Here is a 22,285-nt window from a genome sequence, read left to right as displayed (position 1 = left end):
TTATGTTTTCGTTAATGAAACTTGGTTTATTTTCATATTGCAATATTACGATATAATTAATTCCGATGAAAGGTTTTTATATATCGATCACAAATAAACCAAACGTTTGATTGATTTAGTCAAATATTTGTTTAACTTTGCACCCGCAAAATCATAAAAATCATGATTTCCAAAGAAGAAAATATTTTATTCAATGCTGAAATACTCTTTGCACAAAAGGGTTTCGACGGAACATCCATTCGCGATATTTCTAAAAAAGCGCAGGTAAATGTTTCGATGATTTCTTACTATTTTGGTTCTAAGGAAAAACTGTTTGAAAAGATTTTCGAATACCGTATGAATGAAAGTCTTTCTTTCAGCAAAGAAATTATCGCAAATGAAGGCATGAATGAATGGGAAAAAATCAATGTGATTGTCAGCAGATATATTGAGCGTGTACGCACTTTGAAAATGTTTTATCTCATCATGCAGCGCGAGCAACTTCGGAACAGGAACAAGAAAATCCTGTTTTTGATCTCGGATTCTAAAAAAGGATTTCTGGAAATCTACAGTAAACTGCTGGAAAGTGGTCTCAGAAATAAAGTCTTTACGCGGAAGCCCCGCATAGAATTTCTGCACTCTACAATTTCCGGCACGCTGTTTACCGCGCTGAACACTTTGCCAATCTACAAAGATGCACTGGATCGGGATGCTACTTATGAGCAGACTTATTTCGAAGAACTAAATATTCACATGACAACTATCTTAAAACACCTTTTAGGTTATGAAGAAAATAATTAATTCCATGCTCACGGTTTCATTCCTGGCTTATGGTGTTTCAACAGCGGCTCAGGAAAAAAAATCCCTCAGTCTCGACGAGGCGGTAATGCTGGGAATTCAGAATTCTAAAAATCTGAAGATCGATGAGGCAAAGATCCAGGAAGCCACAGCGAATTATCTGGAAGCCCGCAACAGCCGTTTGCCAAGTTTAAAGGTTTCCGGCAGTGCACTGGCGTTGGCAAACGCAGATGTAAATCTGAAAATTGTGCAGCCCTCGGAAAATGGTGGCAGTAGCCCGAAAGCAAACTCTGCATTCTATGGTAATGTTGCTGCTTCGTTACCGCTGTTTACAGGCGGCCGGATTAAATATGGAATCCAGTCCGCTGAATATTTAGTTGAAGCGGCTAAACTGAGCACCGAAAATGATAAGATCGCTATTGCGTACAATGTATCGCAGGCGTACAACAACCTTTTCAAGGCAAGCCAGGCGATTCGCGTTTTGCAGGAGAATCTTTCTGCTTCGCAAAAGCGCGACGAGTCTTTTCAGCGCCTGGAAGACAACGGAATTATCGCAAGAAACGACAAACTGAAAGCCAATCTGCAGACTTCGAATATCGAACTCCAGCTGTTGGAAGCGCAGAACAATTACAATATCGCAAACATCAATATGGATCTGCTTCTTGGGCTTCCTGAATCTACCGAGATTCAAATTGATGAAACGTATATTAATGAACTTGCCGCGGATCAGCCGGTCCCATATTATTTAACTAAAGCCCTGGAAAACCGTAAAGATATTCAGGCGCTGGATTACCAGCTGAAAGCTGCAGATCTCGCCATTAAGTCTGCAAAAGCAGAAAGTCTGCCTACGGTTGCGCTGACCGGCGGTTATATAGCTGCTGACATTCCGAAAATCCTGACCGTAGTAAATGCGGCAAATATCGGGGTGGGAATTCAGTATAATATCGATAACCTCTGGAAGAAAAATTCATCGCTGCTCAAAGCGCAGGCCCGCGAAAGGCAACTTTCTGCAAATAACGATCTGTTAAACGACCAGATAAAACTCGAAGTGAACCGGGATTATCAGAACGCTTCTTTTGCAGGTAAAAAGATCGGTGTTTATGAAAAAGCGGCCTCGCAGGCAAATGAAAATTACCGCGTGACCAAAAACAAATTCGACAATGGCCTGGCTACGATCACCGAACTTCTGGATGCTGATGCAGCGCAGATCACCGCCAATGTAAATGTGGTTAATGCAAAAGCCGACGCCGCGCTTGCGTACCGAAAACTACTCCAAATCTCAGGAATACTGATACTCAGATAAATTAATTTCACTGAAACCAATCTCGTACTACAAACAATAAACGCTCAAGAAATATTTACAATGGAAGACAATAACATAGCAGAACAGCCGGAACTTTTCCCGGTTCCAAAGAAAAAGAAAAGCAAGATATTCCCCATCATTTTAGCGGTCGTGCTTCTGGGCGGTGGTTTTTTTGGCTACCGTACGTACACATTTTCACAAACGCACGAGGTGACCGATGATGCACAAATTGCTTCAAACATGAGTCCGGTAATATCAAAGATTTCAGGTTATGTGCAGGAAGTGAAAGTGAAGGATAACCAGTTTGTAAAAAAAGGCGACACTCTGATCGTTCTGGATAACCGGGACCAGAAAATGGCACTGGAATCTGCGAAAGCCGCACTGAGAACAGCAACCAGTAATATTGCGACGGCAAAAGCTGCAACCAATGCTGCCTCGAAAAATATTAATTCCAGCAATGCTGCCATCGCTACGGCTAACGCACAGATCGAAGCTGCCAAAGTAAATGTGTGGCGGACTTCCCAGGATCTTAAACGTTATACCAATCTGGTAAAAGATCACACCATCACTCAACAGCAGTATGAAAGCGCAGTCGCCGCAAAGCAATCCGCTGACCGGCAGCTGCAGGTTCTGGTTGACCAGCGGAATCAGGCAGCCCAGCAAACCGGAATCGTAACATCGCAAACTGCCGCAAGTTCGGAGCAGATCGGTGTGGCCAGTTCCGTTGCCAGACAACGGGAAGTGGATGTGGAAAATGCAAAACTCAATTTATCGTACACCATTATTTTGGCGCCGGAAGACGGATATGTGTCCAAAGTTTCTACGCAGAAAGGCCAGTTTGTGCAGGCCGGCTCACAGCTTTTCAGTCTGGTGCGCGACAATAATGTCTGGGTAATTGCCAACTTCAAAGAGACACAGCTTTCAAAAATGGTGGAAGGCCAAAAAGTAGACATCGAAATTGATGCTTTTCCTGACCATAAATTTACAGGCGTTGTCACTTCTTTCTCGCCCGCGACTGGCTCCAGTTTTTCAATTTTGCCTCCAGATAATGCCAGTGGAAACTTTGTTAAGGTCGTACAGAGACTTCCTGTAAGAATTGATTTTGAAAAACTTGATCCACAGGTCGCGAAGAGACTTCGTGCCGGAATGAATGTTAAAACGACCGTTAATTTAAAATAATGAGGTTATTAAATATGAACTCCTGGGCCTAAAAAGGTTTTAGCAGTACATATTTTCATTAATTCACCTCAAACATCCAGCGAAAAATGCAACAGGATTCACTTGTAGAATATGGTACGCGACGGTTCATCATTACCGTTACCGCAATTATGTGTGCGCTTCTTGAAATCGTAGATTCCACCATTGTAAATGTGGCACTCAATGAAATGAAGGGAAATTTAGGTGCAACACTGTCGGAAGTCGGTTGGGTGATTACCGCCTATGCGATTGGGAATGTGATCATTGTTCCTATGACGAGCTGGCTGTCTCAGCAGTTTGGCCGGCGAAATTATTTTGCGGCCTCCATCATTATCTTTACCATCTTTTCTTTTCTGTGCGGAAACGCGACCAATATTTGGGAACTCGTTTTTTTCCGGCTGATGCAGGGAATCGGTGGGGGAGCTCTGCTTGTAACTTCACAAACCATCATCACAGAATCTTATCCCATCGAAAAGCGCAGTATGGCACAGGCCATCTACGGTTTGGGCGTGATTATTGGCCCAACTCTGGGTCCGCCGCTCGGTGGTTATATCGTAGATAACTACAGTTGGCCGTTTATTTTTTATATTAATATTCCTTTGGGAATTGCGGCTGCGATCATGACACTGCAGTTCGTACGGAGTCCTAAGTTCTCAGAAAAAAGAAAAGCGGCGGATATCGACTGGTATGGCATTATTCTGCTTGCCATCACCGTTGGTTCGCTGCAGTATATTCTGGAACGAGGGCACGAGGAAGACTGGTTTGACAGCAGAATTATTGTTTTCCTTACGGCAACTGCAGTTATCGGATTTATTATGTTCCTGTGGCGCGAACTTACCTGCAGATATCCTATCGTAGAGCTGCGCGTGCTGAAAAACGGTAATCTGCGGATCGGAACGGTCATGTCGTTTATCTTAGGGTTTGGGCTTTATGGTTCCACATTCATCGTACCGCTTTACACACAGAGTATTTTGGGTTGGACCGCCCTGCAATCGGGAGCGCTGATGATTCCTGCCGCGCTTACCACCGCCGTGATGATGCCCATCATTGGGCGCCTGTTAACGCGCGGCGTGAAACAGCAGATTCTGGTCTCGCTCGGTTTGCTGATCTTCTTTGTGTACAGTTTCTGGGGTTATAAAATTTTGGGACCCGACACCGGAAAAGATGATTTCTTCTGGATGCTGATCGTGCGCGGCGCAGGCTTAGGTTTGCTTTTTATTCCAATCACATCTTTAGCGCTGAGTACTTTAAAAGGCCAGGAAATCGGCCAGGGTGCGGCATTCACCGGAATGATGCGCCAGCTTGGGGGTTCTTTTGGAATTGCGGCGATTACTACTTTTATTGCCAACCAGACTTCAATTCACAAGGCCAATATTGGCGTTCACCTGGATGCCAGCAGTTTCGAGGTGCAGCAGCGGCTTGCCGGGTTAAAGGCAAGTTTTATGGCCAAAGGTTTCTCGCCCGATACTGCGCTTCAGGGTGCGTATAAAATTTTGGATCTCAGTGTGCTGAAACAGGCGTCGGTGCTGGCTTATATGGATGTTTTCCTTTACCTCGGGATTCTCTTCCTGGTTTGTATTCCGTTTGTACTTTTCGTGCGAGAGTCCAAAGGCAGGGAACCCATTGATCTAAGTGAGGCGATGCATTAAATTACCATCGGGAGGTCAGCTGATCTCCCGATTTTTATTTGGTTAAACCAGAAAGTTTTTCCTTGGCATCCTGCGGCATTTTCCAGCTGAAATTCTGCAGGATCTGCTGATAAGCTGTCGACCAGAAGTCAGATTTCTTATCGGAAAGCTGTGCTTCGTTTTTCTTTAAATAGCGGGAAATCTCATACACCTGGTGATATCCGTTATAAGCATTTTCACTTGCCGTAAAAGCGCGCACTGCATTTTCTACATCGCGGTTATATAGATACTTATAGCCCTTGCTTTCGAACTGTGCCGCCATATCGCGGCTGTTTTCGCCTTTTGTATTCTGTGTAAAATGTGAGGTTGAAATATTTGCAATTTTTTCTTCCAGAAGTTTGCCTTCTTCCACCGTTTTTGGATCGGTGCTTTCTGAAATTATTTTCTTCTGGATTCCCGCAATGCTGTCCAGTCTTTTTATTTCTGCCGTTTTGCTCATCCTTATCTGTTCAAGTTGGATGTTTTCTTTCTTTAAAGCTTCCCGTTTATCCCTTAATTTAAAAGTTTGATAGGTGAGATAAAAATATCCGGCTAATATTAAAATTATTCCAAGGACCGGCAGGATTCTCAAGCTTGCAAAAGACTTATTCATGATTCGTGGTTATTATCATTTGAAATAAATTTCAGGGCATCATCCCACATTTTCAACACCCGGAAGATGCACAATGTCAAAGTTCCCGAAGGTACAAGCAGGGCAATAAATCCCTCGATATTCTGCTGCGCGATTGCCATATAAAGTCCCAGGCCGATTAGCGTAACAGCTGAAACCGATGTTAGGATTACATATATTACGCGTTCCATTTTAAAGGTGTCTATCAGTTTTTCAACTTCTTCAATTCTGCTCATGATCAATGGTTTTGAGTGTTTATAATCATTACTGTTATCCTACATTAGGCTTCGCTTCCTGCTTTAAAATATTTTTTTCCTTCAGGGCTACCAGCATTCGTTCATACTTATATTTTTCCCAGTCAAAACGCTCCAGAAATTCCAGTCCCGCACGGAAACCTTTGTTGAAGAGTTCCGTTTTTTCCTGGTCTTCCATAAAAAAGTTCAGCCAGTTACTGGGGCTGCAGTCGACATACTGAATGCTGTGTGTGCTGTAAAAAGTGTATTTTGTAAGGAAACTTTTATCGTTGTAACCCTTCAGTGTATCGAAAATACTTCCGAGGAAACTTGCGGGACTTTTCAGGATAGATTTACTGCCCGCGCCGCGTGGGTCACCAAGTTCTGCCTGATCTACGAGCCGCACACCAAAAACCGGAATCCGCGGATAAAAAATATCACTTTCATGAAAAATATCGATCGGGAAATTTGAAATACTGCCGCCGTCTACAAACACACCTTCTGTATACACATTCGCCGGTTCGGCATTCAGCCAGAATTTCCAGGCTTCAACAATTGAGGCTTTTGAAATGTCAATATTCACCACGAGCGGCTCGAAAAAATAGGGCACCGACATCGAAGCGCGCACAAATTTCGCCGGACTTATGACAGAAAGATCGGTGTTGGTCCAGTACAGATTTCCCATTTTTGGCAGCTCAACTTTTATTTTTGCATTAATGTCGGTTGTGATTATGGTGTAGTCTGAACGCAGAAGTGTAAAAGGGTTTTCTTTATAAATGTCATTATTTTCCACACCTTCCAGAAAGAAACGGAACTTCACCATGTCGATGTTTGCCAGCTCCCTGGTATGGATGTTTTTAATGTTTTCCACCGCAGTATTGAAATATTCTTCTCCATTTCCGTAGCGGTAATTTACCCGCAGTTGCAAGCCTTTTTTATTATATTCTTCATTCAGGTTGCTCACGCTCTTAATTCCGAAACTGCTCAGTGCGGCCTGCATTTTATTTTCGAAAGCTTTGCCGGGATTCAGACCGATCCGGTTGGCTTTAAAAAGATGGTAATAATGAAGAACCCCATAAACCAAAAGGCTCAGCAGCAGAAAAGGGATCAGATAAAACCACGGATTTACGTGAAAGAAAAGAATTAAAAAAGGAAATATCACGATGCTGAATAGGACCAACGCAATGAATAACCCTAACTTTTTCAGGTAATTTTTACTTTTCAGCACTCTGTAAGCAAGGCTTTTTACAATTGATTTTCCATCCATAAACTCCTCAAATTTCCAGGCGAAGAGGATTTCTTTAATTCGGCTGCTTTTATTTTTACTGCGGTCGCCCATGGCTGCGATCAGCATGGTATTAATGGCTCCGGCGCTGGTACCAGCTATCCTCATAAACCGGATGCCGAAACTCTCAAGTGCATACAGATAACCTACCAGCGCAACGCCCCAAACGCCGCCACCTTCCTGCACAAAATTTACATACTGATTGCCTTCATCATCAATTATGTCTGAAAATTCCTTGGCACCGATCTTTTCCTGGACCGCGCTGAGTTTCTCTTTTGAAAGACTGTCGAGTGTTTTGTCTGCCAGAAGATCTTCTAAATTTCGTGGATTCATAGTTCAATGATTTTAGGGATTGTGGGCATCGTTTTCCGAAGCCTCCTTCGCGTTATATTTTTTCTTGAAAATATTAAACAGATAAATTACCAGCGGAATAATGATAAGCGACAGGATCTCTTTGAAATGGTCATCGGCAAAACGGTAAGCCTTTTGCCCAAAGGAAAGTTGAGGTTCATTTATTCCTATTTTAATGTTGATCTGCCTTTCGGCCAACTGAATTTTTTGACCTTCCGGTGTCTCCGCTTTAATACGCAGCGTGATATTTCCCATATGCGCCGCTTTGGCGACCGCTTTCACCTTCCAGTGCCAGTAATTTCCATTTTTAAAATCCAACAGCTGCTCGTTTGGATCAACCTCAGAAAATCCCTGCACGTCTTCATCTACACGCGTGACACGAAAATCCTCCGGATCGAAGATGGGTTTTATGGAAAGTTTTTTGAAAGCTTCAATATTTTTAACGATGCATACAATGCTGCTGTCACTGGTCTTTGTGAATTCCATGTCTTCCTTTTCGATCGTCTTGAGTTTTGCTGCCACCTGTTTTGCATCGCCCTGAACTTTTACAAAAACCCTCAGGTCACGTGTTTCATTTTGAGGAATTTGGGGGAAATAGGAAAAACCAAGCACTGCATTTTTGGGCTGTTCCTCAGCAGATGTTTGATCGGTCTGCGAAATATCTTCCGGATCCTGCAGTGCTGGTGCCGAGACCTGCGGATAATCAGCCGAACCGTTAACGGAAAAGTCAGGTGTAATTACATCAATTTTTCCGCTTTTCAGTGAAGGTTTTACTTTATTATAAGCCACTCGAACAGAGTCTTTTAGTGCGTTTTTTACCGAATATTGCTTTATCGAATTCCCATTTGTGTCCTCGGTATCAATATCCACAGACTGCTGGTTATTGCGGATATATGCATCGGCGCTTTCGGACTTATAATTGACGGCATTCCCCGTCGAGTCGGCGGCAGAAACCGTATCCTGAGTATTTGTCGAATAATCTTCTGCAGAACTTGTTGCTGCAGTTTCGGACGGTGCTTTGCTGCAGGAGCTTAAAAAACTCAGCCACAATGCATAATAAATAAAGCTAGTCTTCATAGGGTTGTGTTTATTCTTTGGTCAGGTATTCTTTCAGTCGTGCAGAAACTTCGACAGACTGCAGCAGTTCTGCCCGCATCAATTCGCGGTCGGCCTCCGTCCAGATATCTGTTTCCTGATAATCAAGAAATTTCTGCAGTCTGGGATTGGCATGCATTTGCTGTAAAATTTCTGTCTGGAACATTTCCGCCCGCACCTGATCAGATTCATTGTCGCCTTTCATCCGGAGCAGTAAACCCAATAAATCGAGAATTCCCCACAAATTCACACTTGCTTCTTTTGCCTTCGTCAGCTTTTCGTCAGTCGGCCATATTTCGAGTGCTTTGTCAGCTTTCAGTATTCCCCGGCCCAGATAAATATTCGTGTGAGGGTAGGAGGTGTGATCTGCAGAATTGAAAAGTGCATTTTTTACCAGCTCCACTTTACGCCATCTTTCATTTGGATATTTTTTCAATACCTCGTTGATCTCATTGCGGTAATAGGTTAACCATATTGCTGCGGCTGCAGCTACCTGTGGCGTTGCGGAGGAAGTTCCGCCACCGTCTAACCGAAAAAATTTGCCGCTGTCGTTCATGGTTGCCCAGAAAACGTTTGGCGTGTACGCGGCGATCGCATGTTGCATCACGTCCTCGGGACCGAAGTTTCCCTGCATGGTTTCTCCACCTTCCGATTTTTTTTGAAGGCGTGCTTCCAAAACATACGGTAGATTATCACACGCAATTCCCGTCGCAGCAATCACTCTTTCCCAACGAGCGGGGTAAAGAACGCGCTTCGGCAGGGCTTTTCTCGGACCCTCGAACCACGAGTTTCCTGCGGCTGTTACTACGGTTACACCCATTTCATAGGCTTTATTGACCATTGTTGCCCACGCTTTGGAGGGCGCTCCGGCCATTGACATGCTTACCACTTCGCAGCCTTCGGAAACTGCATACTCCAGCGCATCCACAAAAGCAGAAGTTTGAATTAATGCCACAGTTTCCGATATCCTGAGCGGAATAAGTTCCACAAACGGAGCTGCACCTACAAAACCCTCATAGTTGTCGGCGGTGTCGGTTTTTTTTACCGTGTTCCCGGCAAGCAAAGTCATGGTGGCGGTTCCGTGGCCGTCCTGTTCCAGACTTGTGCCCGAAGCTTTGTCAACCGCAGGTTTTCCTTCTTCTCCTTTAATGAAACTTCGGCCTTTTTCAACGTTAAGGTTTTTTGGCAAGGCGGGATGTCCGGGTTGGTAACCGGTATCAATATGGGCGACTTTGATCCACGGGTTGGGAATTTTTTCAAGGAGTTTTGCATTCGCTTTCTTAAAACCCGAAAATTTATCGGTAAGATGCCACACAAAACGGTCTTCCATTTCACCGGGTTTAGGCCAGTTCTTTAGATATTCATCTTCATTAAAAATTTCAAACTGAGAAGTTTTAAAGCTTTTAACTGAATCAGGATCCTGTGCGGAATACATTTTATTTGGCAAGTCAGGTTCAGCAAACTGTATTTTTCCGGTTTCATTTTGCTTCTTATCCACAAAGTCATGCGCGGCATCCCAGGGATTTTTTTCTTCACCTTTTGTAATCAGTTGTGGAATGATTTTTCCGTCGTTATTTAAAATTTCCATCGTGTGTTTTTTTATAATTTATTGTCGTATTCCTGCAGGAACAGCAGCCGCTCAGCAGAATTATCAATGATAAAGTCCTCCAACTGCACCTCTGCGGTTTTATAATCGCCGTTTCGGCAGACAAAATAATCGGGTGAAAGGTTTTGAACTTCTGTAATGATCGGCCGTTGCTTATGGTGAAAAGGCAACACTCTTTTCGGAACTTCCTTCACCACAAAATACATGAGATCGATTACCGGCACAAATTCATCGGCAGGAGAGAGTTTACCGTGAAGTGCTTCCAGACACACCTCGGTAAAAAGGCTGTTTTTCGAGCCGGGCAGAATGACCGATTCTTCATCATCATCGCAGGCGGAAATAAAAACCCGACCTTCACCTTCGGTCAGTTTTTCTAGCAGTCCGCGGTTTGACGAGGTTTCCTGAACAGTCATTTCTTCCAGTGCATCAATCCTTTTCGGGCCCAAACCGTCGGCATGACAGCAGTCGAGTAATATAAGTAAGCGTGCAGCTTTTATTCGGTTTATTTTTTTTGAGAAAACCAGGCCGTTGACCATCGTTTCCTCCTTCCGTGTTTTGTCGGCGCCGGAAGTTTTTAAATAATAATCGAAAAGGTTAGGATTCTCCTCTTGCGGAAATTGGAGGCCGTGACCGGAATAATACACCACAACGGTAGCGTTTTCAGCTTGGTCTGTTTTTGCAATCAGCTCGTCGAGAGCGTTCAGAACCTTTTCTTTTGAAGAATCTTCATCTACCAAAAGCGTAATATTTGCGGCAGGATATCCTCCGCGAAGCGGATCCGAAAGTAAGGCATGTACAGCCGAAGCATCCGCTGCAGTCGCGGCTAAATCTCCGCCAACACCGATAATCAAGGCAAAGAAATTATCCATGATCCTGTATTTTAGGCAAAGCCAGGCCTTGAAAAAAGTATCTGCGGGGAGTTTTTCTTCAGGATATTTACAGTGTTTTTCATGGCAGCAGTTATTGGTTAGCCAATCAAAATTAGAAATTAATTTGCCACCAAAATATGCTTTGCATAAAATAGGGTGTTTTCCCCTTAAAACCTTCCGGTCAGAATTTTACCAGCGTTTTCGCCGTACATAGAGAAATGTGACAAGTGCAATAAGCGCCATAATTCCTAGAGTGACAAAATAGCCGTAAGTGGTGTGGAGCTCTGGCATTATATCGAAGTTCATCCCGTAAATACCCGCGATAAAAGTAATCGGAAAGAAATACATGGAATAGATCGCCAGCACCTTCATCACCTGATTAGACCGCTGATCGCTCATTGCCAGAAACATGGAAATCAAGTTGGTGACCTGCGCGTTTAGATGCTCGAAATCTGCAACCACATCTTTGTGTTTATCGCGCAGATCGGTTATTTCAGAATCATTGAGGTTGAGTGTTTTAAACTGTGTCACCCAGTCTGCAGATATGTTCAGTATCCGCGTGTTTAGGCCGGACTTCCTTTTAAGTTGGTAAAGGCGGCGGATCTGGTAAGTGCTGTCGGTATTTTTCAGGAAGATCTCATTTTCCACATTATCCATGGTTTCCATAATGTGTTGTGATTCATCATCGAAGGATTTAATTACTTTTATCGCTAAGTTGAGCGCTATTTTATCTGCGTGAATATCCTTGCAGTCCGGCAGCTGTATTTCCTTTTTGAACTCGTACACGCTGCGGTTCTTCATTCGGTGAACGGTGATGATCACGTTCTTGAGGAGAAATATGCCGAGTTTCGTAGAAATGTCGCTGATGGTGTTGAGGCTGTTGCGCTCAAGCTCCGTATTTTCGCGTGTCAGAAAGAATTTAACATCGCCTGCCTGTTCAAATTTCGGCAGGTGATTCGGATCGATGGTATCTTCCAACAACAGCATGTCGATCTCGTATCGCTCATGCAGAAAGTCAAGGTCTTCTTCGGTAGGCGCTTCTACGTCGATCCACTCACAGTGGTCATTTCTGAAAAATATTTCTATTGGCATACGACAAATTTAATGATATATTCAGCGCTAAAATTAACCTTTTTCCGCTGTTTTAAATATCTTTATATTTGTTATTCTAAAAATTAAAAATGATTAAAAGCACCATAAAAGGCATTGGCCATTACGTTCCCGAAAATGTAGTGACAAATGATGATCTGTCTAAACTCATGACTACCAATGACGAGTGGATTACAGAGCGGACCGGAATAAAAGAACGCCACCACCGCAAAAACAGAAACGATGCCGAAGAAACAACTTCCTATCTCGCCTTCAAAGCCTCAGAAAAAGCTTTGAAGATGGCCGGACTTACCGCAAAGGATATCGATTTCATAGTATTCGCCACGCTTTCACCCGATTATTATTTTCCGGGTTGTGGGGTTTTGCTGCAGGAAATGTTGGGTTGCGACACCATCGGCGCGTTGGATGTCAGAAACCAGTGCTCGGGATTTGTCTATGCGATGAGTGTGGCAAATGCTTTCATTAAATCAAACACCTATAAGAATATTCTGGTCGTGGGTGCGGAGATCCATTCCTTTGGTCTGGATTTTTCCGATAAAGGTCGCGGTGTCTCAGTGATTTTTGGCGATGGAGCAGGAGCAGTGATTCTTTCTGCCAGCGATGATGAGAAATCCGGTGATATATTAGCATTCAACATGCACGCTGAAGGTAAATATGCCGATGAACTCTGTACAAAATTTCCGGGATCAAAATATGGCTGGAGCGACAGAATGCGTCTGGAACCCGAAAATGTAACCAATGCAGAAATTTACCCTGTCATGAACGGAAACTTTGTTTTTAAACATGCAGTCACACGTTTCCCCGAAACTATGAATGAAGCCCTAAAATCTGCGGGAAAAACCGTTGAAGACCTGGACATGTTCATTCCGCACCAGGCTAATCTGCGGATCGCCCAGTTTGTGCAGAAGAAATTTAATTTACCGGATGACAAAGTGTTCAACAACATTCAGAAATACGGAAATACCACAGCCGCTTCAATTCCGCTCGCTTTAAGTGAAGCGATAGAGGAGGGAAAAATTAAAAGGGGAGATCTTGTGTTGCTTTCGGCTTTTGGCAGTGGTTTTACGTGGGGCTCAATTTTATTCGAATACTAAAAAATGCGTCGGCTGACGCATTTTTTATTTGGTTTCGGTCTGCAGGGAATCCTTAACCTCGGCAGAATCGCTCATTGCCGCTTCGGGAACGCCGGCGTTGCGTTTTTCGGCCACGTTGTGCTCCTGTTTGTAATCTTCTCTTTTTTCTTCTTTCTGTGCGCAGGCGGCGAAACATAAAGTACCGAAAACTGCTAAAGCCATCAATTTTTTCATAGGATATTTTTTAATGTACAGAACTGAAACAAAAATGATGCAACTTTTTTTTATTTCGAAAAAGCAAAAAACAGTTTCCTGTTTAAAAAAACTTCAAAAAAGTTTTCGCAAAAGATCAGGTTGCAAAAGCTTGGGTAGGTATTTAAAAAAACAACCGAAAAATCATTCCAGAATTTTTAGCGTAAGAAACAGCATTATCTGTAAACGCGACCTGGAACGCCGACTAAATTTTTAATTAAAGACTTCATAATTTTTACCGTCGTAACCGGCGAAAACCATAGTCGGATGGGACTCCGCATGGCACATATTCCCGTCTTTATCGATGGCGATCGCGCCGGCAAAACCATCGATTTCCTGCAGCTCTGCAAATGTTTTTTCGAAGGCTTTTTCCACCGACATGCCATCGGTCACGCGCACCACGATTTTTGCTGCCGTGGCATTGCTTACAATATCTTCGCCCACACCTGTGCAACTCACTGCACAAAATTGATTCGCGAAGTTTCCAGCAACGGTGGCCGAATCTGAAATTCTTCCTGTGATCTCAAAACCTTTGCCGCCAGTAGATGTTGCCGCGGCCAGTTTTCCCTTTGCGTCGAGTGCAACACAGCCGACTGTTCCTTTTCCGCCATTCTTCAGTTTTTCTTCATATTCTTTTCTCCGTTGCGGCGTTTCCGTTGAAAAGTCTGTGAAACCATTTGCCGCAGCATATTTTTTTGCACCTGAGCCACCCAGAACGCGGTCATCTTCTTTCATTAAAATCTGCGCGATTTCGATTGGGTTCTTCACGTTTTCGATATTTATAACTCCGGAAAATTTCTGGGATTCGCCATTCATCAGCGAAGCGCTCATCCGGATTTTGCCGTCGCTTTGGATTTGGGAGCCGGTTCCTGCATTATAAAGTGGATCATCTTCCAACAGAGAAACCGCGTACACTACTGTTTCTTCTGCAGTATGTTCCTTCAAAAATTCGAATGCTTTGCCGGCGATTTCTTTTAAGGATTGCTGTTTCGCGGTTTTCACTTCGTGACTTTGCTCGCTTTCGGAGAAAAATCCACCGTGTATGATCACTTTCATAAATACATTTTAATGGTTAAAGATTTTGTGAGGTAAAAACTTTGAAAAGAAAAAATTTAATAATGCTCCATATGCTTAAGAATCCTGTGGAATAGGATTGTATTGCGAATTTACGATGGTAAGGTCTTTCAGTTTAAGGTCGTAAAAATCGTTTTGAGACATTACGTGTACGATCAGGTTATCGATCGAAATAGGATGTCCCAGATCAATGTTGGTAAGATTCGTATCCTTTATAAACCGGCCGTCTACCAAAATCACCAGTCCGGAACCAATGGCCGTCATCACATCACCATCGATGTAAAGCCCGGTATCCTCGCCCAGACCGATGCCTAAAGTTCTGGGGTTATTTACCACTGCCTGAAAAAGTCTGCCGATCCTGCCGCGCTGCACAAAATGCGTATCCACAATCACATTTTCTATAAAACCCAATCCTTGTGTGGTTTTAATCTCGCCCTTCAGCAAAGCTTCGCTGCTGGATCCCTGATAAATCATATTTTCCGAAGCTGCCGCAGCGCCCGCGGAAGTACCTGCGTAGATGAAGTCCTGTTCCTGGTATTTTAAAAGGATAGCTTCGTGAAAACGTGTGCCGCCCAAAATAGAAGTGAGACGCAATTGGTCACCGCCGGTAAACAAAACTACATCTGCAGCATTTGCACGTGCCACCATGGCGTCGCTGTTGGCCTGCTCACGGTTTTGAATGTCCAGAATATTCACGTTTTTCGACCCAAGAAATTCGAAAGCTTTTTTATATTCGGGTCCTACGATTTGGGGAATCTGCGAGGCGGTTGTAATAATCTCAATCGTAGAATCTTCTTTAAGCCGCGACTCGTTGATGATTTTCCGAAGGATGCCGCGTTCGAAAAAGTTCAGGTTTTTCTCAACATTCTGGTCGTAATCAGTTTCGGCAAAACTCCCTTTGTTCACTGCACCACCGATGATCATTAATTTTCCAACTGCTTTCATAGGGTGCAAATTTAGAGAAATAATTTAGGGCAATACTGGTGGTTCGCTAAAAAAATCGCTGCGTTCCTTCTTATAAATGCTTTTAAAGGCTGTTTAAACGGCATCAGAAAAAAATAATACAGATTATACGGCTTTTCTTTTATCTTTGAATTTCATTAAGAAAATTAACCGCAACATTTGACGTTCCCGAAATATGAAAATTGAGAAAATACAGGTCCTGAAAGGCCCGAATATCTGGAGTATCCGCCGGCAGAAATTAATTCAGATGCGCCTTGATCTTGAAGAGGTAGAGCACCTGCCCACAAATAAGATCGAAGGTTTCCGCGAAAGACTGGAGCTACTCCTGCCGTCGCTCATCACGCACCGCTGTTCCGAAGGGGTAGAAGGTGGTTTTTTCCAAAGGATTGAAATGGGAACATGGATGGGCCATGTGGTGGAACATATCGCCCTGGAAATTCAGACTTTGGCGGGAATGGATGCAGGTTTCGGCAGAACCCGCGAGACAAAGACCTCCGGCGTTTATAATGTTGTTTTCAATTATATTGAAGAAAACTCGGGCATTTACGCCGCCGAGCAGGCAGTAGCCATCGCACAGGCTCTAATTGATAACGTGGAATATCCAATTGCGGAATGCATTCAGACATTAAAAGAAATCCGCGAACGCGAAAGGTTGGGGCCATCTACCGGAAGTATTGTACAGGAAGCAGTTTCGCGCAATATCCCGTGGATCCGGTTAGGTAAAAATTCATTGGTGCAGTTGGGGTACGGAATCCATCAGCAGCGGTTCCAGGCAACAATTACAGGCAAAACAGGTTCCATAGCTGTAGATATTGCGTGCAACAAGGAACTGACCAAAAAAATGCTGGATGACGCCGCAATTCCGGTACCATCTGGTGATCTGGTCATAGATGAAGAAGGTCTGGAAAGAGTCATCGGGAAAATAGGTTATCCCGTGGTGCTGAAACCGCTGGACGGCAACCATGGCAAAGGCTCATCGATAAATGTGACTGATTTTGAAACCGCAAAAGCGGGGCTTTATCACGCGCAGAATTTTGGCCCCAAAGTAATTGTAGAGCGCTACATCACAGGTTATGATTTCCGAGTGCTGGTCATTAATTATAAAATGGTGGCAGCAGCAAGACGGGTTCCCGCACATGTAGTAGGCGATGGTTCAATGACGATTCAGCAACTGATAGATAAGGAAAACAGTGATCCGAGAAGAGGTTACGGACATGAAAATGTACTCACCGAAATTCTGGTGGATAAAGATACCAACGAACTTTTGGAGAAACTGAATTACACGCTGGAAACTGTTCCGCAGAAAGGCGAGATCGTATATCTGAAATCTACAGCAAATCTCTCTACCGGCGGTACTTCAATTGATGTGACCGATATGATTCACCCCGAGAACGTAACCATGTGTGAGCGGATCTCAAAAATAATCGGACTCGATGTATGCGGAATCGATATTATGGCAGAAAATCTCACGCAGCCGCTGAAAGAGAGTGGTGGTGCGATCCTGGAAGTTAATGCCGCGCCGGGTTTCCGCATGCACCTTGCACCCAGCGAAGGTCTGCCGCGGAACGTAGCCGCACCGGTGGTAGATATGCTTTATCCCCAGGGCAAAGCGAGCCGCATACCGATTATTTCGGTCACTGGTACCAACGGTAAAACCACAACTACACGCCTGATTGCACATATTGTGAAAAATAATGGATACCGCGTTGGTTTCACCACCTCCGACGGGATTTATATTCAGAACACCATGCTGACCAAAGGTGACACCACAGGACCGATTTCTGCGGAGTTCGTTTTAAAGGATCCTACAGTAGAATTCGCGGTTTTGGAAACCGCACGCGGCGGTATTCTGCGCTCAGGACTCGGCTATACAAACAGTGACATTGGCGTGCTGACAAACATTAAAGAAGATCACCTTGGCCTGAACGACATACATACTTTAAAAGATCTTACAAAAGTAAAACGCGTAGTCCTCGATTCGGTAAAAAAAGGTGGCTGGAGCGTGCTGAATGCCGACGATGAATATTCAATGAGGTTGATGACCGATCTGGATTCCAAAATCGCCATCTTCAGCCTGGATGAGAACAACCCTCACATAAAGAAATTTGCGAAAGAAGGAAAAATTACCTGCGTATACGAAGAAGGGTTTGTGACCATAAAAAAAGGCGAGTGGAAGATCAGAATTGCCAAGGCGAACAATATTCCGATTACAATGGAAGCGAAAGCCAGGTTTATGATTTCCAACGTGTTGGCAGCGAGTTTAGCCACTTACCTGTACGGTTTCGAAATCGAAGATATTGCCAATTCACTCAGAACGTTTATCCCGAGTGCGGCATTAACTCCCGGCCGCCTGAATATCTTTAAATTCAAGAAATTCCAGGTGCTGATTGATTTTGCGCATAACCCTGCGGGTTACGAGGCCATTGAAGATTATCTGAAAAACGTAGAAGCAACCAAAAAGATCGGCATCATTTCAGGTGTCGGAGACCGGCGTGACAAAGATATCCAGGAATGTGGCAAGATTGCGGGCAGAATGTTCGATTATATCATCATTAGAAATGAAAAACATCTGCGTGGCCGCTCCGAGGAAGATATTAACGGTTTGCTGATCTCCGGGATTCAGGAAGCGGGGCGGGAAGTCAGCTACGAAATTATTCCAAAAGAAATCGAAGCCTTGAAACACGCCATGAGTATGGCCGAAGAAGGTACATTTATCACCGCACTCAGCGATGTGGTCTCCAACGCGATCGATCTGGTACAGGAATATCAGAACAAAGAAATTCTGGAGGAAGGAAAAGTCATGTAATATTTTCTGCAGTTTCAACGAAACTCCCAACTTTTTCTTTGGGAGTTTTTGTTTTTATTTTTTATGATTTTATCTCGCTAATTTTAGCAATAGAAACTTTTTTCGGATTTAAATTAAAGGTGATTTAGCACGCAAAATTTATAAGCGTTGTTTTTATCTTCCCGATTATTTCCCTATTTTTGACCAATGGAAAATTTCGTGGTTTCTGCTAGAAAATACCGTCCGCAAGAGTTTGATACTGTTGTCGGCCAGTCACACATTACAGATACTTTGGAACATGCCATTGGCGAAAACCAACTTGCGCAGGCATTGCTGTTTTGCGGTCCGCGTGGTGTTGGTAAAACCACCTGCGCAAGGATCCTTGCCCGAAAGATCAACGAACGCGATGGCTCAACATCTGAAGATAATTTTGCTTATAATATTTTTGAACTCGATGCAGCCTCCAACAATTCGGTGGAAGATATCCGCGAACTTACAGATCAGGTGCGCTTTGCGCCACAGGTAGGCAAATACAAGATCTATATCATTGATGAGGTTCACATGCTTTCCTCCGCGGCATTCAACGCTTTTCTGAAAACGCTTGAAGAGCCGCCCGCACATGCGATCTTTATTTTGGCGACCACCGAAAAACACAAGATCATACCTACCATTCTTTCGCGCTGCCAAATATATGATTTCAAAAGAATTACGATCGAGCACATACAGCAGCACCTGCAACAAATCGCAGACAAAGAGGGAATTTCCTACGAGAGTGATGCACTTTACCTGGTCGCACAAAAAGCCGATGGTGCCCTGCGGGATGCACTTTCAATCTTTGACAGGCTTTCTACCTTTACACAGAAAAATATAACACTCGCCAAAGCGGCCGAAGTTCTGAACATTTTAGATTACGACCATTATCTTAAAATTGTAGATCTTGCGCAGCGAAACAAAATTCCAGAAATACTTTTCGCCTTTAATGAGATCGTAAAAAGTGGTTTCGATCCGCATATTTTTATTGCGGGACTGGGCAACCACTTCCGGGATCTAATGATGGCGCAGAACCCGCAGACTTTAGCGTTGATCGAAGCGGGCGAAAATACCAGGTCTAAATTTTCCGAGCAAAGCCGGAACTGGAGCGTACAACAGCTTGTAGATGCGGTGGAGATCTGCAACCACGCCGACATCAATTACAAAAATTCCAAGAATCCCCGCCTCACGGTAGAAATCGCTCTGATGCAGCTTTCGTCTTTAACCGCCGCGCAGGGAGTTTCCAAAAAAAAAAATTCCTGATCTTAGCACCTCTGCTTAAGGAGGTTCCGACCGTAAATAAAATTCCTGTAGATGTGGTCTCAACAATTCCCGTTGTTAAGGAGCCGGAGCAGGTCCCGAAGGTTATAATAAAAACCGCCGAACCGATCGCGAAAAAGAAAGCGCCCTCCAAATTCAGTATTACCGCCGCCCTGCATCAGTCCGAAGAAGGAGAGGAACAGAAGGTAAGCACGCTAAAAGAAGAATTGCCGAGCAATCATTTTACAGAAACCGATTTGCAGGACGCCTGGAAGAAGTTTCTTCTCGGTCTGCAGGGTTCGGACGTGATAACTTTTAACGCAATCAGCTCATTTAAGTTGAAAAAAAAAGGCGAAGATACGGTGGAGATCACATTTCCCTCACATTCCGCAAAAAGCGAATTCGAAAAGGTACGCGGTGATTTTTTCAATCATTTCATGCACAAGGTGAATCATTTTAATATTAATGTCGAATTCAGGAACGATGTTTCGCTGAAAAAAGAAATGATCACCAAACGAAAGATTTTCGATAAATTTGCCGAGATCAATCCTGTTTTACGGGATCTCGATGATCTTTTCAAATTTGATTTCAGTTAAAAATTAAAAATATAAAGTCAGCTTTTGCGGACTTTTCCTTTATAGATGGATTTAAAAAATTTAGATAATGCCTGGGCCCGGGAATTTCCGGAACCTCTGATCATTGCAGGACCCTGCAGTGCAGAAAGCGAAACGCAAATGCTGGAAACTGCCAGAAGAATTAAAGAAAGTGATGCAAACGTGTCCGTTTTCCGTGCCGGGATCTGGAAACCGCGTACCAAACCCAATGGTTTTGAAGGTGTTGGAACAATCGGTCTCAACTGGCTGAAGAAAGTAAAAGAAGAATACGGATTCAAAACTGCTACCGAAGTTGCCAACGCACATCATGTAGAAGCGGCTCTGAAGGCCGAAGTGGATGTGTTGTGGATCGGAGCGCGCTCTACGGTCAATCCTTTTACGGTTCAGGAAATTGCAACTGCTTTAAACGGTACCGGTAAACCAGTTCTGGTAAAAAATCCGGTGAATCCGGACTTGGCTTTATGGATTGGCGCACTGGAAAGACTCCTGGGTCAAAACGTGAACAATTTAGGTGTGATCCACCGCGGTTTTTCAACCTACCAAAAGACAAAATACCGAAATATCCCGAACTGGCAGATTGCGCTTGATTTCAAGAATGAATTCCCGAATATTCCCATGTTGGTTGATCCTTCGCACATCTGCGGCAACAGAACCGGCTTGGCAGAAATTGCGCAGGAAGCGCTGAATGTGGGCTACGAAGGTATGATCATCGAAAGTCACTGCAATCCCAATGAAGCCTGGAGCGATGCTTCGCAGCAGATTACGCCGGAAGTTCTGGCAGACCTTATTTCAAAACTCCAGATCCGAAATACCGATATATCAGTTTTCGATGGCGAAATGGGCCGTCACAGAACGTTGATTTCTGATCTGGATTTCAATCTGATCGAACTGCTTTCTCAGCGAATGAAAATCTCCGAAAAAATCGGAGCATTAAAAAAAGAAAACCGTATTGCGATTTTTCAGCCGGACCGCTGGAAAGTCATTACGGAATACGCCATACAGAAAGCTGATGAGACCGGCATGTCGCAGGAATTTATAGAGAAGGTTTTCAAAGCCATTCACGAGGAATCCATCGAGGTGCAGAATAAAATATGATAAATCTCTCAGCCCGTATTTTGCACGCGGAAAATCATAAATCTGAATTTTAATATCTGGGTTTTTACTTAACTTAAAGTTGACTTAATGAAAGGACTCATCACGAAATCGACGGGAAGCTGGTACCAGGTTCTGGATCAGGAAACCGGCCGGTTCTATGAAGCCAGGATCCGCGGGAAATTTAAACTGCTGAAAAGCCGACTCACAAATCCATTGGCAGTAGGTGATCATGTAGAATTTTCGCTGGAGGTCGATGATGTGGCCTGGATCACCAGGATCGAGCCGCGCAAGAATTATCTCATCCGAAAATCGGTGAACCTGTCAAAAGAGGCGCATATCATCGCGTCGAATATTGATATTGCCTGCTTTATTTTTACTTTAAAACATCCGGAAACGTCGTTGGGCTTTCTTGACCGATTTTTGGCGTGTTGTGAAGCATATTCAATAAAACCACTTATCCTCTTCAATAAAATGGATGTGCTGAACGAAGATGAGATTGAACTTGTTCATGATATAGAAGCCGTTTATAAGGAGATAGGTTACAACAGTCTGGAGATTTCGTCATATTCGAAACTTAATTTAGAAAACCTTAAAGAGTTGGTCAAGGATAAAGTTTCGGTATTTTTCGGTCACTCGGGCAGTGGGAAATCCACTTTGGTCAATGCGTTTCAGCCAAATCTCGATCTGAAAACTTCCGAAATTTCCGGCACACATCTCAAAGGAAAACACACCACCACATTTGCACAGATGCATTTCTGGGATTTTGGCGGCAGCGTTATCGATACGCCCGGTGTTCGCGAATTTGCAATGATCGATGTGGAAAAGGAAGAAATACAACATTACTTTCCCGAAATTTTCCGCAAAGGAAGAGACTGCAGATTCCACAACTGCATGCACATCAACGAACCCAAATGCGCGGTAATAGAAGCAATTGAAGTGGGGGAGATTGAAGAGACGCGCTATTTTACGTATTTGAAACTGATGGAAGAAGCCGAAGAAAACGGCAATAAATAAA

At 43.8% G+C, this 22,285-nt stretch carries 20 protein-coding genes; 10 read left to right on the top strand and 10 right to left on the bottom strand.

All coding sequences use genetic code 11. The features are described 5' to 3' along the window. Window positions 1-162: 162 nt before the first annotated feature. The 4 genes from H562_RS0109645 to H562_RS0109630 all read left to right on the top strand — a co-directional run bounded on the left by H562_RS0109645 (window position 163) and on the right by H562_RS0109630 (window position 4,926). Window positions 163-780: a TetR/AcrR family transcriptional regulator gene (locus tag H562_RS0109645; RefSeq protein WP_027377321.1), complete on the top strand. Its 618-nt coding sequence runs from the start codon at window positions 163-165 to the stop codon at window positions 778-780. After that, window positions 764-2,080, top strand: a complete 1,317-nt coding sequence (locus tag H562_RS0109640; RefSeq protein ID WP_027377320.1) for a TolC family protein — start codon at window positions 764-766, stop codon at window positions 2,078-2,080. Before H562_RS0109645 ends, H562_RS0109640 begins: the two co-directional genes overlap by 17 nt. A gap of 60 nt (window positions 2,081-2,140) precedes the next feature. Beyond that, window positions 2,141-3,259, top strand: a complete 1,119-nt coding sequence (locus tag H562_RS0109635) for an HlyD family secretion protein (RefSeq protein WP_027377319.1) — start codon at window positions 2,141-2,143, stop codon at window positions 3,257-3,259. An 86-nt stretch (window positions 3,260-3,345) separates the two neighbouring features. Beyond that, complete coding sequence (locus H562_RS0109630; protein WP_027377318.1) at window positions 3,346-4,926, top strand: DHA2 family efflux MFS transporter permease subunit; 1,581 nt, start codon at window positions 3,346-3,348, stop codon at window positions 4,924-4,926. A 34-nt stretch (window positions 4,927-4,960) separates the two neighbouring features. Here H562_RS0109630 and H562_RS0109625 read toward each other — a convergent pair whose 3' ends face one another. The 7 genes from H562_RS0109625 to H562_RS0109595 form a co-directional block, all read right to left on the bottom strand. Next, window positions 4,961-5,557 (bottom strand): hypothetical protein, encoded by a 597-nt coding sequence (locus H562_RS0109625; protein ID WP_027377317.1) that lies wholly within the window; start codon window positions 5,555-5,557, stop codon window positions 4,961-4,963. After that, a complete protein-coding gene (locus H562_RS0109620; RefSeq protein WP_027377316.1) occupies window positions 5,554-5,811 on the bottom strand; it encodes a hypothetical protein in 258 nt (85 codons plus the stop codon). Before H562_RS0109620 ends, H562_RS0109625 begins: the two co-directional genes overlap by 4 nt. Before the next feature lie 34 nt (window positions 5,812-5,845). Next, complete coding sequence (locus H562_RS0109615) at window positions 5,846-7,426, bottom strand: patatin-like phospholipase family protein (RefSeq protein WP_027377315.1); 1,581 nt, start codon at window positions 7,424-7,426, stop codon at window positions 5,846-5,848. Window positions 7,427-7,438: 12 nt separating this feature from the next. Beyond that, window positions 7,439-8,521 (bottom strand): hypothetical protein, encoded by a 1,083-nt coding sequence (locus tag H562_RS0109610; protein ID WP_156831984.1) that lies wholly within the window; start codon window positions 8,519-8,521, stop codon window positions 7,439-7,441. 10 nt (window positions 8,522-8,531) lie between these two features. Next, on the bottom strand, window positions 8,532-10,127 hold the full coding sequence (locus H562_RS0109605) for a S8 family peptidase (protein WP_027377313.1): 1,596 nt from the start codon (window positions 10,125-10,127) through the stop codon (window positions 8,532-8,534). 11 nt (window positions 10,128-10,138) lie between these two features. Then, window positions 10,139-11,014 (bottom strand): caspase family protein, encoded by an 876-nt coding sequence (locus H562_RS14940; RefSeq protein ID WP_034691032.1) that lies wholly within the window; start codon window positions 11,012-11,014, stop codon window positions 10,139-10,141. Window positions 11,015-11,203: 189 nt separating this feature from the next. Further along, window positions 11,204-12,106 (bottom strand): CorA family divalent cation transporter, encoded by a 903-nt coding sequence (locus H562_RS0109595; protein WP_027377312.1) that lies wholly within the window; start codon window positions 12,104-12,106, stop codon window positions 11,204-11,206. 89 nt (window positions 12,107-12,195) lie between these two features. On the opposite strand from H562_RS0109595, the gene H562_RS0109590 reads away from it, so the two are divergent. Beyond that, entirely contained in the window at window positions 12,196-13,218 is a 1,023-nt protein-coding gene (locus H562_RS0109590) for a 3-oxoacyl-ACP synthase III family protein (protein WP_027377311.1), read from the top strand. A 24-nt stretch (window positions 13,219-13,242) separates the two neighbouring features. Here H562_RS0109590 and H562_RS0109585 read toward each other — a convergent pair whose 3' ends face one another. The 3 genes from H562_RS0109585 to H562_RS0109570 all read right to left on the bottom strand — a co-directional run bounded on the left by H562_RS0109585 (window position 13,243) and on the right by H562_RS0109570 (window position 15,468). Next, on the bottom strand, window positions 13,243-13,431 hold the full coding sequence (locus H562_RS0109585) for a hypothetical protein (protein WP_027377310.1): 189 nt from the start codon (window positions 13,429-13,431) through the stop codon (window positions 13,243-13,245). A 231-nt stretch (window positions 13,432-13,662) separates the two neighbouring features. Continuing rightward, a complete protein-coding gene (locus tag H562_RS0109575) occupies window positions 13,663-14,505 on the bottom strand; it encodes an isoaspartyl peptidase/L-asparaginase (protein ID WP_027377308.1) in 843 nt (280 codons plus the stop codon). A 75-nt stretch (window positions 14,506-14,580) separates the two neighbouring features. Beyond that, window positions 14,581-15,468, bottom strand: coding sequence for a cyanophycinase (locus H562_RS0109570; protein WP_034691030.1), 888 nt, complete (start codon window positions 15,466-15,468; stop codon window positions 14,581-14,583). 193 nt (window positions 15,469-15,661) lie between these two features. Between H562_RS0109570 and cphA the strand changes: the two genes are divergently transcribed. The 5 genes from cphA to rsgA all read left to right on the top strand — a co-directional run bounded on the left by cphA (window position 15,662) and on the right by rsgA (window position 22,284). Beyond that, window positions 15,662-18,292, top strand: coding sequence for a cyanophycin synthetase (cphA, locus tag H562_RS0109565; protein ID WP_027377306.1), 2,631 nt, complete (start codon window positions 15,662-15,664; stop codon window positions 18,290-18,292). 186 nt (window positions 18,293-18,478) lie between these two features. Next, window positions 18,479-19,564 carry a DNA polymerase III subunit gamma/tau gene (gene dnaX, locus H562_RS0109560; protein ID WP_027377305.1) on the top strand — a complete coding sequence of 362 codons (1,086 nt, stop codon included), beginning with the start codon at window positions 18,479-18,481 and terminating at the stop codon, window positions 19,562-19,564. A gap of 53 nt (window positions 19,565-19,617) precedes the next feature. Continuing rightward, entirely contained in the window at window positions 19,618-20,157 is a 540-nt protein-coding gene (locus H562_RS15785; protein ID WP_233701991.1) for a hypothetical protein, read from the top strand. Window positions 20,158-20,202: 45 nt separating this feature from the next. Continuing rightward, window positions 20,203-21,270, top strand: a complete 1,068-nt coding sequence (locus H562_RS0109550; RefSeq protein ID WP_027377303.1) for a chorismate mutase — start codon at window positions 20,203-20,205, stop codon at window positions 21,268-21,270. Between the two features lie 87 nt (window positions 21,271-21,357). Then, window positions 21,358-22,284 (top strand): ribosome small subunit-dependent GTPase A, encoded by a 927-nt coding sequence (gene rsgA, locus H562_RS0109545; RefSeq protein WP_027377302.1) that lies wholly within the window; start codon window positions 21,358-21,360, stop codon window positions 22,282-22,284. The last annotated feature ends 1 nt before the right edge of the window (window position 22,285 follow it).

This window comes from Kaistella palustris DSM 21579 (assembly GCF_000422265.1).
In the GTDB taxonomy this organism is placed as follows: Bacteria; Bacteroidota; Bacteroidia; order Flavobacteriales; family Weeksellaceae; genus Kaistella; species Kaistella palustris.
The sequence above is the reverse complement of the archived record's forward strand: the minus strand, read 5'-3'. Positions and strand labels throughout refer to the sequence as shown.